This window comes from Bradyrhizobium sp. URHA0013 (genome assembly GCF_000518345.1).
Taxonomy (GTDB): Bacteria; Pseudomonadota; Alphaproteobacteria; order Rhizobiales; family Xanthobacteraceae; genus Bradyrhizobium.
This window is the reverse complement of sequence record NZ_JADK01000013.1, coordinates 21,189-33,741: the sequence shown is the minus strand read 5'-3', so window position 1 is coordinate 33,741 and position 12,553 is coordinate 21,189. Positions and strand designations below refer to the sequence as shown.

Below are 12,553 nucleotides of genomic sequence, written 5' to 3'. Positions count from 1 at the left end.
GATTGGCGTGCTGACGGACGAGAGCTGGCGACGATTCTGCCTGCATGATACGTAACTGACACCCGCCCTCTCGCGCTCCCGGACCACCTCAATTCATGAAAACCACACTGCTGAAATCCGAAGACTATACCCGCTCGCCCTGGAAGAACGGCGGCGGCATCTTTACCGATATCGCGGATGCCCATCGCGCTGAGTCCAATGTGAAGGATTGGGACAGCCTGCTGTGGCGCTTCGCGGCCACGCCGATCGTGGCACCCGGGCCGTTCTCCCATATGCCCGGCATCGACCGTTTGCAAATGGTGGTCGGCGGCCGCGGGCTGGTGCTGAAATCGCCCACCCAGGAATTCGACGAGCGCGAGCCGTTCACGACGGTGCGATTCACCGGCGAACTCGAGATCGTGACCAGGCTCGAGGAAGGGCCAGTCGAGGTGGTGAATTTGATGGGCCGGCGCGGTGCGGTGGCGCTTGAGCTCGAAGCGCTTAAGGCGCCCGGTGAGCGGCGATTGTCCGCCGGCACGCATCTGATCTATGCGGCGCGCGGCGACTGCGGCATCCGTCTCGACGGCACGGATTTTTCGATTTCGCACGAGAACACGTTGAAGGTCGAACTGACGGGGGCGTCGACGCTTGCGCTTGTGTCGGGGCTGGCCGTGCTGAGCTCTATTCAGATCGTCGGCTGAACCGCGCGCCCGCGCCGGAGCGGTGCGCACAATCCGTGCAACTGGCTAGGTTGACGCCGTCGCGCCGGAGCACGATATCTGCCCTGATGCAGCCGCTGCCCAGAGCACAATATGGGCAGCCACGATATGAACGGGCAGATATGACCGCGCGAGACAAGAACGCCACGCTATCCGACGGTGTCGTCGATTGGCTGATCAACGGCACGCGCGACGAGCGCTTCATCGACAAGATCTTTGCCGAGATGTGCATCCGGCTTCAGCAGGCCGGCATTCCGCTGGCGCGGTCGACGGTTCACGTGCTGATCCAGTATCCGCAATGGCTGGGCGCCCGCTTCATGTGGGCCGACGGCATGCGCGAGGCGGAGATTGCGCGGGTTGACTACGACGTCCGCGAGCGGTCCGAATACATCGGCAGTCCCGCCAACGAAATGTTCGACGGCGCAACCGAGGTGCGCGAGAATCTCGAGCAGGACCCAGCGCTCGGCCGCAAGCACGCGCTCTATCGCGAGATGCGCGCGCAGGGGCTGACCGACTATGTGGCCTGGCCGCTCTATCATACGCTCGGCAAGCGCCATCTCGTCACCTTCGCGACCGACAGGCCCGGCGGTTTCGACGACGCCCATGTCGCCGCCCTGAAGAATATATTGCCTGTACTGGCGCTGGTCAGCGAGATTCGCATCAAGAACCGGCTGGCGCGAACGCTGCTCGAGACCTATGTCGGCTCCCACGCCGGCGAGCTCATCCTGGCCGGCGCCACGCGGCGCGGCACCGGCACGACGGTGCGCGCCGCGATCATGATCTGCGATCTGCGCGAGTTCACCAAGATTTCCGACAATTGGCCGCGCGACGACGTCATCGATCTGCTCAACGACTATTTCGACGCGATGTCGGAGCCGATCGCGCGGCATGGCGGCGAGATCCTGAAATTCATCGGTGACGGCCTGCTCGCCATCTTTCCGCTGAGCGAGCCCGAGGCCGGCGCAAACCTGCTGCATGCCGTGACCGAAGCCCGTCAGGCCATGATCGCGTTGAACGCACGCAACGACGGCACCGGCCGCGCGCCGCTGAACTACGGCATCGGCGTCCATGTCGGCGACGTCATGTACGGCAATATCGGATCGTCCACCCGGCTCGACTTCACCGTGATCGGTCCCGCCGTCAACATGGCCTCGCGCCTCGAAGCCTTGACCAAGCAATTGGGAAAGACGGTGCTGCTGTCACGCGACTTCGCCGATCTCGTCGGCGGCCAGTTCGATCTGGAGCGCGTTGGCGAGCACGGTGTGCGCGGCTTCAGCGAGCCGATCGAGCTGTTTGCGTATCAGGGGTGAGGCAAAGCCGATATGCGACGATCACTGTTTCGATCCGGTCCAGCTTCCGACGCATCCATCGGATCGCCGGAACGACCCGGAGCCGCTGCGGCCTGAGAACCGCCCGGACATGGTCCAGGTCAGGCTTCCGGCGGCACCGACCCCGGAGGTGGAGCCGTTCGGACTGACTTGAGCGGTGCCGTACTGTCCGACCAACTTGCCGCCGGTGATGACCACCGAGTCGGAGGAGGTGCCGCAGGGCGTGCCGACACTGGTCAGAACCCATGCTCCGTCGAGATTGCTGCCTCCGCCGCTCTTTTGCGGCGCGCGGCGCGGCTCGTCGTCCGCGGGCTTGCTGCGCCGTGCCGGCTTCGAAGGCTCGGCCGTCCGCGGCGTCTCGCGCGAACCGGACAGCGATTTTTCGTCATTGCCGATGCTGCCGCCGGCGCTTCCCGACTGCGCACGCGCCATGTCGGGCAAGGCGACGATTGCGAGCGCGGCCGACAACAGGGCGGCTTCATAAGAAGCGCGGAAATAGTTTTGCATATTGCACTGGTTTGAAATGAACAGGTCTAGACCGCGGATCGTATTGCCAATGCCGGAGTGTGTCACTACCCTTGACCCTGGGTCGCCCAAACGTTGCTTCGATCGGCCGCACGTTCATGCCAAAATTCCTCCGCATCGGAGTCCATCAGTCGAACGTATCGGGTTACACGTCGAAGGCGTGGTGTGTCCGGCGCGTTGGCGCGGCGATCCTCCTGAAATGGGGCGCCGTGGAGGTCCAGGGCGCCGGTGACGGACGCAAGGTTTACTGGACCCGTCTGCCGCAGGAGAAGACCATTCGCTGCGGCAGCGCGCAGCGTGCCCAGGATTACGCCAAGGCCGCGATCGCGCGGCGACGCAACCATCGCTATGAACCTCTCGCCGGCGCGATCGTGCTCCGTCGCCGACCGGCCGCGGGCAACAGCGAGCTCAAGCGGGCGCTCGCCACGATCCTGATCGTCGATATCGTCGGCTCCACCGCGAAGGCTGCAAAGCTCGGCGATGTCCGCTGGACCAAGATCATGGGCCATTATTACGCGGCGGTCCGCAAGGAGCTGAAGAATTCGCGCGGCAAGGAAGTCACGACAACGGGCGACGGCGTGCTGGCGACGTTCAAGACGCCGGCTGCCGGCATCGGTTGCGCGGCCGCGATCCAGAAGGCGGTGCGTACGCTCGGCCTCGAGATCAGGGTCGGCCTGCATGCGGGCGAATACACCGTGAGCGGCACCGAGGCGGTCGGCCTCGCCTTTCACATCGGCACCCGCGTCGCCGCCAAGGCACGCGCCGGCGAGGTCTTGGTCTCCAGCGCGGTGAAGGAGCTGCTGGCGCCGAAGTCCGAGATCCGCTTCGCCGATCACGGCGTACACCAGCTCAGGGGCGTGCCGGAGCGCTGGCGGCTGTGGCGGGTGGAGGGCTGAGTCGCCCTCAGAAAGCCCGCGCGGTGCGGGCGGGCTGCGGCGCCGCCGTCGCATCGAGCCGCAAATCCTTTCGGATCCCGGCATCCACCAGGGCTGCGGGCGCAAACCTGCGTAGCAATCGCAGGCGCTTCGCAAGGCTGCCGGCCGCGTATTTGAGTTGCGGGCGCGCCGCGCTCGCGGCCTTCAGCACCGTCTCGGCCACCACGCCGGGCTGTTCGGCCGTCGCCATCACCTCGTTCACCCGCTTGGTCACGCCGGCGCGCGCCTCGCGATATTCGTCGAGCGTGGCGTCGGGCTCCATGAAGTTCGCGTCGAACGGCGTCTTGGTGTAGGCGGGCTCGACCACCGAGACCCGGATGCCCCGCGTGCGCAGTTCATGGTCGAGCGATTCCGAATAGCCCGCCACCGCGTGCTTGGTCGCGGCATAGAGCGCGCCATAGGGCATCGGCAGAAAGCCGAGCACCGAGCCGATATTGATGATGCGACCATTTCCCTGGCGGCGCATGTGCGGCACCACGGCGCGCGTCATCCGGATCAGGCCGAAAAAGTTCGTCTCGAAAATCGCGCGCGCCTGCTCCATCGAGCTCTCTTCCGCGCCGGCGGGGGCAACGCCGAAGCCGGCGTTGTTGACGAGCAGGTCGATGCGGCCCTCGCGCCGGATCACTTCGCCGACGGCAGCTTCCACCGATGCATCGCTGGTGACGTCGAGAGCCAGCATCTCGAACGCCTGCTTGCCCGGCTGCGCGCCCCGCCTGCTGGTGCCGAACACCTTGTAGCCGGCGTTCGCGAGCCGCTCCGCCGTGGCCTGACCGATGCCTGAGGAGGCGCCGGTCACCAGCGCGATCTTCGGTGTAATCCTGTTCATAATGCCTCTCCGACGCCACGACCGGGCCTGAAATAGTTTGATTACGATCGTAACTATTGATATACATGACGATCGTAATTATAAAAGTCAAGCCCCGCCTCTAAGGATCGGTCCCATGCGCGTCTCAAAGGAACAGGCGGCCAAAAATCGCGAGCATATTCTCGAGACCGCCTCGCGCCTGCTGCGGGAGCGCGGCATCGCCGGTGTCGGTGTCGACGCGCTCGCCGAGGCGGCCGGGATGACCCACGGCAGCCTGTACAGTCAGTTCGGCTCCAAGGAGCGGCTGGTCGAGGAAGCCGTGGCCCATGCGATCGAGGCCAAAGGCCAGGAATTGCCCGAGGCCTTCGAACTCGAGGACTATGTTTCGCAATATCTCTCGCCGGGGCATCGCGACGATCCCGCCGCCGGCTGTCCCTTCGCTGCGCTCGCCTGTGAAGTGTCACGTCAAGGCAGCGGCCTGAGGGCGCGCTTCACCGCCGGCGTGCGCGGCACGATCGCCCTGCTGAGCAGCCGGATGGCCGCCACGCTGAAGCCGCGGCAGCGTGAGGACAAGGCGCTCGCGGCGGCCGCTTCAATGGTGGGAGCCCTCGTGCTCGCCCGCGCCGTGGACGATCCCAAGCTGTCGGATGATATTCTTCGCGCGACGAGGAAGTCGCTGGCGGGGTGATGGCGCGCCACGGCGGGGGCGCCGAAAGGTCGGAATAAAATTCCGGCCGATGCCTATTATGGCCCGCGCTACTATGGCCCGCCCTACGGCTATTATGGACCGCGCGTCGTGCGGCGGGCCTATTATGTGCCTTACGCCTACGCTCCGCCGCCCTATTGGGATCCCTGGTGGTGACGAGACAAGGCCCGGATCATCATCCGGGCCTTTAGCGTGAGGGCAATCGGTCAATCGTTCGCGGCGCGCCTATTTGCGGTTCGCTCCCGTGGAGCCGGAGCCTGGGATGGCCTGCTGGCCTCCTTGCGTTTGCCTTGTGTCGTTGTCGCCTGGCCGCGTCGTCGATGACTTGGCCGGTGCGTTCGCGCCGCCGCCGTTGTTGTCCGATGACGTGTTGAGGCTGGAGGCTCCCGCTCCCGTCGTGCCGCCGGTGCCCGGCGAGTCGATGCTCGACCCGGTCCTGGAGGCACCCGCGCCTTGCGCGAATGCGGAAGGAGGCAATGCGAGAGCCGCAACGAGCCCTGCGAGAACCAGCTTTTTCATGTGCGCTCCTTTGCTTGACGTCGCATGTCGTGTCGAGGCAAAGATCTCGGCACGCACCCGTTCCTGCGCGGGCGCGGAAATGCCGCACCAGCGCCGACGACTCACCCCGAACTCATCGCGCGCGAGGCGATCATTTCCTGCGCTTGCGGCGTCAGCTCATAGTGGTCGCCGGCTTTCACCAGCCAGCCAGCCTCGATCATGCGTCGCGTCATGCCTGCGCTGCACAGCGGGTGGCCGCCGCCGGGATGAAACAGCGCGCCCTCGCGTTCGATCAGGTAGCCGTAGAGCCGCGCCTGTCGAAGCGGGTTTTGCATCCCTGGTGTGGGCGCCTCCATGGTCTTTCGCGCAGCGCTCCATGATGGGTTGAGATGACGGGCTGATCCCCATCAGGCGGCCCCGGCCTGTGGCCCGGGGGCGGGGCTTCGAGCCGAGGCCGCCAGTGCCGGAATCGCAAGGACCCGGCGCGGCCCAATACGCAACGGCCCCAGGTCGTTCCTACAAAGCCGTTCCTGTCGGCATTGCTCTTCCCGGATGGATGCCGGGCAAGGCGAAGCGCCTAGGCCGACCAACGATCCTGCTCTTCCCGGTGGGCATGCTCGTTCAGCCGTTCGGCGATCTGATCCGCGATCTTCTCCGACTCGGCCGAGGCCACCGGCTCGCCCTTGTGGGTCCTGAGCTTGTCCTTGTCGGCTTCGATGGGAAAATCGTCGGGCTTCAGTCCGGGATCCCTGGTCATGGCGCGCCTCATTGTGTCTCGCATCCCGAAAACACGGATGCAGGCTGTTCGTTGCTGGAACAATGAAGCTGCGATCGAGAGTCACAGCCGGGCGCAAGCGCCCCGAGCTGCTCAGGCCCCGCCGACGGCCCGGATCACGGTGCCGCTGCCGCCGCACGTCGCGCAGGGAGCGCCGTCGATCCGCCCCTTGCCATGGCAATCGGGGCACACGTCTTCGCCGGTGCCCGTCGTCCCCCGTGCGGCTTCATCGCCGGGGTTGAGCACCGGCGAATCCGTCGGCGATGTCCCGGTCTTGGCGCCTTGCGCGTCGGTCTTGGTCATCTGCATCTCCCTCGAAAAGACCGCAACGCGCCTTGCCGCCGGAAGTGCCAATCGAGGTTGCACACGCCGGGACGGCTCCCATTGCGGGATGGCGGAATCGATCACAATCACAGCTTGCGCGGCCGCGGGAAAACCAGCAGTATGCATGCCGGCTCATGACCGATCTCAAGTTGAACGATACCACCGCGTCACGGCGTCATCGTCGGGATCGGCCCGACACATCCGCGCTTCACCCTGGAAAAACCATGACCCGCATCGACGCCGTCGACTGCCACGCGACCATTGCCGTCATCGGCGCGGGCCCGGCGGGCCTGTCGACCGCATGGTTCCTGTCGAAGAACGGGTTTCACAATGTCACGGTGCTGGAGAAGCTCGGCCAGATCGGCGGGCTCTGCAAGAGTCTCACCGTCGACGGCATGAGCTATGAAATCGGCGCCAATTACGTCACCTGGGCCTACCAGGAGACGCTGGAGATCGCGGAGGAGGTCGGCGCGACCACCTATGCCGAAGAGCCCTATACCTCGATCGACATCGCGCCTGATGGCAACAGCTTTACGTACCGATCGCTCATGGAGGCTGTGCTAAACGACCCCTACACCAAGTCCACGATCTCGGTGTGGACCTTCCTCTGGGCGGCGGTTCGATATCTCTATATCCGCTGGCAGCTGAGCGGCGTCATCGATGCACCTGACTATCTCGACAAGATCCACGAGCGCCCCGAGCTCTGCGTCGACTTCAAGTCCTGGCTCGCAAAACAGGATCTGATGCCGCTCGCCACCCTGTTCCAGTTTCCGATCACGATCATGGGCTACGGCCAGCTCGACGACATCGCGACGCCCTATGCGCTGCGCTACATGTCGGTTCGGACGTTCTTTCCGATGGTGTTCGGGCTCGGCCCGGTCAACTGGATCATCGGGAGCTGGCCGCGGCGCTTCACCGACGGGTTTCAGCGGCTGTGGGAACGGGTGTCCTGGCGCCTCAACGTCCGGCTCAATGTCAACATCACCAAAATCGAGCGCACGGCCGCCGGTGTCCGGATCGACATGGAGTATCCCGAACAGGATCTGAACGACCTCAAGATCGTCAAGGACAGCAAGCTCTATGATTATCTGGTGCTCGCCTGTCCGTTGACGAAGGATGTGTTCACGCAGCTCGGCCTTGCTCCCAATGACGCGGAGCAGAAAGTGAATCACGAGATCAAGTTCAATCCGTATTGCATGACGACGTTCTGGATCGACATGACGATGAAGGCGCCGGTCGCGCCGGTGCTGCCGCTCACCGAACAGGGCACGCCGTGGGCGGTCGCGCGGCAGTTTCAGGACAGCGGCAACATGTTCACGCAGTTCTACACGCGCCCCAGGGACAAGCAGACCGGCGATGAGGCCATCGCGGAGGTCAAGCGCCTGACCAAGCTGCTCGGCGGCACGATCGACACCAGCCAGCCGCGCTGGCACACGTTCGACGAGTTCACCTACTTCCAGCACTTCACCCCGGACCAGATCAAGACCGGCATCTACGCCGACCTCGCTCGTATGCAGGGCGCCGACCGCACATTCTATGTCGGCGGCGCGACCGACTTCGAGCTGGTCGAGCCGATCGTCGTTTACTCGAAATATATCGTCGAGAAGCATTTTGCCGGCGGCGTCCGCGCGGCATAGCGGGGCGAGGAGGTCATCACCCCATCACCCCATCATCACCGCACGCCCGTGCCCTTGCAGCGCTGGCACTTCACCACCTTGTCGCCCTTCTTGAGCAGGCCTTTGCCCTCGCAGTTCTTGCATTTCTGCTTTTTCTTGATGTTCGGGCCTTTTTCACTGGTCATGGATGGCTCCTGCCGCGGTAGGGGGACGGGCGCCTTGTATAGGATATTGAACCCGCGAAAGCGGCAGAAATCATCAAGAGTGCTGTGCCGTAATACCGGCGTTCGATCAGGGACGTCCGCGAATACTCGCGCTGGAGGGGCCGCCGACCGTCTGGATCGGCTCACCGGCCGCGCGGTCCAGTGGTGGGTGCGGCCTGGCTAGGCCGACTGTTCCGGGAGCTGCGTCGTTGCTGAGCGCAGGCATGTTGACGCGCTCCATCGTGATCGTGGCCACGATGGCAACGGCGAGGGCGACAGCACTCAAAACCAGGGTCATCCGATTCTGGTCTTCCATCGTGAGACCTCCGCGAAACGGCTCGCGAGGATAATGCCGGATCGGGGATTTAGTTGCTCTCACCTGGTTCAGGCTGCGCCGCACACCACGCGTCGCCCCTCGTTCTCCGCGCGGCTGCGCCACGCGAAGCTCGCAGGGCTCAGATGCTCGCCTTCAGGCCTCCAGCTCTCATTTCGCGCTCGCGAAAGCATCCGCCGCGTAGACGACCTTGCCGCCCACGACCGTCAGCAGGGACGCCGTGGCGCCAATCTGCTCGACGCGGACGGACATGAAATCCCGATCGAGAATCGCGAAGTCGGCGAGCTTGCCGGTGTCCAGCGTGCCGGGCCGCGTCTCGTTGAAGCAGAACCACGCGCTTCCAACGGTATACAGCCGCAAGGCGTCTTCTCGGCCAGGTGTTTCGTCCGGGCCGCGCGTCGACAGTCCGCCGACGGTCTTGCCGTCGAGCATCCATTGCAGCGCCACGAACGGATTATAGGATGCGACCCGATGCGGCATCCGTGCCGGCCCCGACATGGACCCCAATGCGTAACGCCGTGACGATGGGCGGCATGCTGCGCGCGGCTTCGCCGGCCTGCGCCACGATACGGTCGCCTCCGAGATACATCGCGTCCTGCATGGTCCAGCCGACACCAAGGGCTTTCATGCGCGCCAGCGTTTGGGGCGAGGTGTTGTCGAGATGGGCGATGGACCAGCGCAACGGCGCGAGCGGCGTCTCCTTGTTGACCTCGTCCCGGGGGATTGCCAGCCTGATCGCCGAGGGGCGCTCATGGAGCTTTATACAGGACATGACGGGCTGTAGCCGCGCATCGGTCGCGGAGGTAGCCAAGCGGCTGCCGCTGGATGACAGGATCTAAAACACTGCTAGCCGCGCCTCCCAATTCCGAACGCAATGCGCGATAAGCAGCTTTCGGTTCCGCCAAATTTGCGGGCGGGGCCGGCTAGCTCTTGTACATCTTGAACCCGGCCTTTTTTGATCGCGGGCCGCAGCGAAGGGACCCGCGGTATCCAGTTCGCCGCGGAGGTCAGGTCAATCGTTTGGGGGTGGACAGCCGCGACATCGAATTCTGAGAAATCATACCGTCGAACAGAGTCTGCCAGCTCCAATGTCGCGCGACTTCGCAAGAGCGAAATGAAAGATGCTGGTGGTTGCATCACACTGGTGCTCAAATGTGGAACTTAGCGAATCGTTGACATTCTCTTGCCATCGTCAAAGCACACGTATTCACCAACGCGTCAGGTGGTTCATGGCCCGAACGATACAGATCAACATTGCGCTATGGGGAATGATCATCTGCGCGGCCGTCAAGCTGGCGCAGATTTGGTTCTAAAGCCGGCTGCCGTTTTTATCTAAAAAGCCACTGCACCGTGTTCCAGAATGCCCAGCCGATCGCGCTGATCCATCCTAACATTGCTACGACAACTGCGACGGCCCAAGTGATCTGGACATGCGAGCGGCGTCGGCTTGTGCGCTGCCGCTCAATGTTCACCGCATCCGCCACGCAACCCGTCCTCGCCTGTTCGCGTGCGTTTAAATTCATTCGCCGTGGTGATCGTTGGGAAATCAAACTTCACGTTACTGGTCCGGTTGCGACGCCACTCACCTACCGATGCGATCGGCCGTAGGTTGACAACGGGCAAGCGCGGGACCCGTTGACTCCTCTCGGGAGTAACACTCGCACCTTAACATGCCAAATTGCAGACTGGAGTTCCGTCACCGCGACCTCAAGCCGTAAGTTCCGATGCTCATCCATAGCCTTGCTAATCTCTTCTTCCGACAGCCGCGCCGGCTTTGAGAAAAAGATAGTCACATCGAAGTCGCCTCACTCTCCAAAAGACGCCGGGTGGCTTGTTTGGTTGCTCCAGGTCAAAAAAAAGCGGAGCCGGGAACTTGATGTGGATTAAGCCTTGGCAAATGGTCTCTGCAAGGCTGAATTGACTACTCCGACCGAGATGGCCAGTTGATGGCAGCGCAAAGAGATCCCGGCGATCATTCTCCCTGCGGATTTCCTCGGCTCGCTCTTTGGCCGCTTCACCCAAAAAATGGTATGGACCGTTGCGTATGTCGGCTGCGGCCTGCTGTCGGATGTTCTCGTAGAGATACAGAAGGCTGGCGTCGCTCAACTTCTCAAAACTCTTTTTGGCAATCCGCGCTCGCGGGTGTGTTATGGCGAATTTAGATGACTGGTCGGGCTCTGCTCGATAGCTGTCAGATGGGTTTCTTCGGCGGCTCGGGCGGATCGTCCTCTTTCGGTGCTCGACACGCAAGACAAGCGCGCGGCGCTATTGAGCGATCACGTGTTGCCTCGATTCGTCCTTCCTGCGCACTGCTCTGCTTTTAAGAGCCAAAGCCGGTCAGCCGAATATGATGGCTCACCGGCTTCGTTGGGGCAGGCCCGGACGGGTAAGGGGGCAATGTCCGGTGAATTCAACCCTAGTCTGTGCTGCTATCAGCGCAACCGAACTCCGAAATTAAGCTTGAGGGGTAGGGTAAATGCAGAGCGTTGACTTCAATGCGCGGAAAATCGGGAGGATGTCGGAGCGCGAGGTGACAGCCTGTCGGTGTCCTGGACGAGACACTGTTCTAAGACGGGCTGTTAGCGTTGCTTCTCCGTAACCCCTGGAGCTGCCATGTGCTGGAACTGGCCTTTGAATGTCTGGCCGGCTCGCCGGCACAAAGGGATCGCCTAGCTGTGGGGCTCGGCGCTGAACGGTCACGCCCTGACCTAATGGCGCTCGCAGGGATATCGCCGACCCCGGATGAGGCCTTCCTGGCCTCCAGCTTCGACAGCTTCATTCCGCACGAGCTGGTGCTGCGGGCTCGGAAGCGCGAGCACAAGGGAACCGGACCGCTGATCGTTGGCGTCAATTCAGCCCCGTTCGGTGCTGACAGCACGGCCATTGCGTGGCATCGCGGCAGCGTATCGAGCGGGATCGAGAAGCGAAAGCACCTCGACGCGATGCAGGTTGCCGGCTGGGTTGCTCAGATCATGCGGGACGGCAAGCCCGCCAAGGTGAATATCGACGTGGGCGGCCTTGGCGCCGGCATCTATGACCGGATGGTGGAGCAAGGCTATGGCGGCTCGTTCGGCAGCGGCTTGCTCAATGCCGTCAACTTCGGTTCAAAGCCCCCCAGTCTCCGCCCTTGGATGAAAGCGGCAAGCCGTCTGGCGGCCCTGCCAACCGCAGGGCCGAGATGTGGTCGCATCTGAAGAGCGCTCTGGAGGGCTCCAGCTTCTCCCTGCCGGATAGCGACAGCCTGCAAACCGACATCTGCGGCCCTGGCTACCGCTACATGAGTGATGGCCGGCTTGTGCTGGAGAGCAAGGACGACATGAAGAAACGGGGCATGCCGAGCCCGGACGAAGGGGATGCGGTGGCACTGTGCTCAGCGAACCCGGCGGCGCGCCCGTGGTCGCAAACAGCAACTTCAACCGGCCGCTGGTCTACCCGACGATGGGGTTGGCTTAAATGACGCCGAGTGACCTAAACCTCGCGGCGAGGCTTGCCTTCGCCTACCAGCATCAACCTCATTTGCTCGATGATGCGGAGCGTTTCCGGCAGGTGACCGGCTTTCTTCCCAGCGCCAATACTGAATTGCTCAGAGTGGTTCGCGGCATCATCGAACGCTTGCAAAATGGTGAAGCCCACGTTGAGTGCGCCAAGCCTCTGAAGCAGGCAAGTTAAGACGAACTGCATCGCAAGGGTTTCGGCCGAAATCTTTATTACCTGCTCGTCGAGTTCGGCAAGTACATCGCGTTCTGTCACGGCGCCCCCATTTCCACAGCGTTTAAGCCGTAAGATCCTGCGGAGGGGGACTCAAT

General features: G+C 63.2%; 19 protein-coding genes. 7 read left to right on the top strand and 12 right to left on the bottom strand.

The window, feature by feature from the left end; all coding sequences use genetic code 11:
• The first annotated feature begins 95 nt into the window (after positions 1-95).
• Positions 96-680 (top strand): HutD family protein, encoded by a 585-nt coding sequence (locus N551_RS0118380; protein WP_027568154.1) that lies wholly within the window; start codon positions 96-98, stop codon positions 678-680.
• A 140-nt stretch (positions 681-820) separates the two neighbouring features.
• Entirely contained in the window at positions 821-2,008 is a 1,188-nt protein-coding gene (locus tag N551_RS0118375; RefSeq protein ID WP_027568153.1) for an adenylate/guanylate cyclase domain-containing protein, read from the top strand.
• Positions 2,009-2,029: 21 nt separating this feature from the next.
• Here N551_RS0118375 and N551_RS0118370 read toward each other — a convergent pair whose 3' ends face one another.
• Positions 2,030-2,533 carry a hypothetical protein gene (locus N551_RS0118370; protein ID WP_027568152.1) on the bottom strand — a complete coding sequence of 168 codons (504 nt, stop codon included), beginning with the start codon at positions 2,531-2,533 and terminating at the stop codon, positions 2,030-2,032.
• 116 nt (positions 2,534-2,649) lie between these two features.
• Between N551_RS0118370 and N551_RS0118365 the strand changes: the two genes are divergently transcribed.
• A complete protein-coding gene (locus N551_RS0118365) occupies positions 2,650-3,447 on the top strand; it encodes an adenylate/guanylate cyclase domain-containing protein (protein WP_027568151.1) in 798 nt (265 codons plus the stop codon).
• Positions 3,448-3,454: 7 nt separating this feature from the next.
• Here N551_RS0118365 and N551_RS0118360 read toward each other — a convergent pair whose 3' ends face one another.
• Complete coding sequence (locus N551_RS0118360) at positions 3,455-4,312, bottom strand: oxidoreductase (protein ID WP_027568150.1); 858 nt, start codon at positions 4,310-4,312, stop codon at positions 3,455-3,457.
• Positions 4,313-4,427: 115 nt separating this feature from the next.
• Here N551_RS0118360 and N551_RS0118355 point away from each other — a divergent pair, with 115 nt between their 5' ends.
• The gene (locus N551_RS0118355) at positions 4,428-4,979 is read left to right on the top strand and encodes a TetR/AcrR family transcriptional regulator (protein ID WP_027568149.1); all 552 of its coding nucleotides are present in this window, start codon (positions 4,428-4,430) and stop codon (positions 4,977-4,979) included.
• A 243-nt stretch (positions 4,980-5,222) separates the two neighbouring features.
• On the opposite strand, the gene N551_RS0118350 is transcribed toward N551_RS0118355, so the two are convergent.
• From N551_RS0118350 to N551_RS0118335, 4 genes are all read right to left on the bottom strand, one after another.
• Positions 5,223-5,516, bottom strand: coding sequence for a hypothetical protein (locus N551_RS0118350; RefSeq protein ID WP_027568148.1), 294 nt, complete (start codon positions 5,514-5,516; stop codon positions 5,223-5,225).
• A 101-nt stretch (positions 5,517-5,617) separates the two neighbouring features.
• Positions 5,618-5,830, bottom strand: coding sequence for a hypothetical protein (locus tag N551_RS0118345; protein WP_245287811.1), 213 nt, complete (start codon positions 5,828-5,830; stop codon positions 5,618-5,620).
• Positions 5,831-6,072: 242 nt separating this feature from the next.
• On the bottom strand, positions 6,073-6,252 hold the full coding sequence (locus N551_RS0118340) for a hypothetical protein (RefSeq protein ID WP_027568146.1): 180 nt from the start codon (positions 6,250-6,252) through the stop codon (positions 6,073-6,075).
• A gap of 111 nt (positions 6,253-6,363) precedes the next feature.
• The gene (locus N551_RS0118335; protein ID WP_051462825.1) at positions 6,364-6,573 is read right to left on the bottom strand and encodes a hypothetical protein; all 210 of its coding nucleotides are present in this window, start codon (positions 6,571-6,573) and stop codon (positions 6,364-6,366) included.
• A 245-nt stretch (positions 6,574-6,818) separates the two neighbouring features.
• On the opposite strand from N551_RS0118335, the gene N551_RS0118330 reads away from it, so the two are divergent.
• The gene (locus N551_RS0118330) at positions 6,819-8,231 is read left to right on the top strand and encodes an NAD(P)/FAD-dependent oxidoreductase (protein WP_027568144.1); all 1,413 of its coding nucleotides are present in this window, start codon (positions 6,819-6,821) and stop codon (positions 8,229-8,231) included.
• A 35-nt stretch (positions 8,232-8,266) separates the two neighbouring features.
• On the opposite strand, the gene N551_RS39550 is transcribed toward N551_RS0118330, so the two are convergent.
• The 5 genes from N551_RS39550 to N551_RS38135 all read right to left on the bottom strand — a co-directional run bounded on the left by N551_RS39550 (position 8,267) and on the right by N551_RS38135 (position 10,853).
• A complete protein-coding gene (locus N551_RS39550; protein ID WP_007600646.1) occupies positions 8,267-8,395 on the bottom strand; it encodes a hypothetical protein in 129 nt (42 codons plus the stop codon).
• 106 nt (positions 8,396-8,501) lie between these two features.
• Positions 8,502-8,729 carry a hypothetical protein gene (locus tag N551_RS0118320; protein WP_027568143.1) on the bottom strand — a complete coding sequence of 76 codons (228 nt, stop codon included), beginning with the start codon at positions 8,727-8,729 and terminating at the stop codon, positions 8,502-8,504.
• Positions 8,730-8,897: 168 nt separating this feature from the next.
• Positions 8,898-9,194, bottom strand: a complete 297-nt coding sequence (locus N551_RS39340) for an amidohydrolase family protein (protein ID WP_245287810.1) — start codon at positions 9,192-9,194, stop codon at positions 8,898-8,900.
• A gap of 7 nt (positions 9,195-9,201) precedes the next feature.
• Positions 9,202-9,519, bottom strand: a complete 318-nt coding sequence (locus N551_RS39335) for a hypothetical protein (protein ID WP_245287809.1) — start codon at positions 9,517-9,519, stop codon at positions 9,202-9,204.
• A gap of 971 nt (positions 9,520-10,490) precedes the next feature.
• Positions 10,491-10,853, bottom strand: a complete 363-nt coding sequence (locus tag N551_RS38135) for a hypothetical protein (protein WP_155809787.1) — start codon at positions 10,851-10,853, stop codon at positions 10,491-10,493.
• A 509-nt stretch (positions 10,854-11,362) separates the two neighbouring features.
• Between N551_RS38135 and N551_RS0118300 the strand changes: the two genes are divergently transcribed.
• Together N551_RS0118300 and N551_RS38130 are read left to right on the top strand one after the other, a co-directional pair.
• On the top strand, positions 11,363-11,941 hold the full coding sequence (locus N551_RS0118300; protein WP_155809786.1) for a hypothetical protein: 579 nt from the start codon (positions 11,363-11,365) through the stop codon (positions 11,939-11,941).
• A complete protein-coding gene (locus tag N551_RS38130) occupies positions 11,926-12,204 on the top strand; it encodes a hypothetical protein (RefSeq protein ID WP_155809785.1) in 279 nt (92 codons plus the stop codon). Before N551_RS0118300 ends, N551_RS38130 begins: the two co-directional genes overlap by 16 nt.
• Positions 12,205-12,215: 11 nt before the next feature.
• Here N551_RS38130 and N551_RS0118295 read toward each other — a convergent pair whose 3' ends face one another.
• Positions 12,216-12,497, bottom strand: coding sequence for a hypothetical protein (locus N551_RS0118295; RefSeq protein ID WP_027568139.1), 282 nt, complete (start codon positions 12,495-12,497; stop codon positions 12,216-12,218).
• Positions 12,498-12,553: the final 56 nt, after the last annotated feature.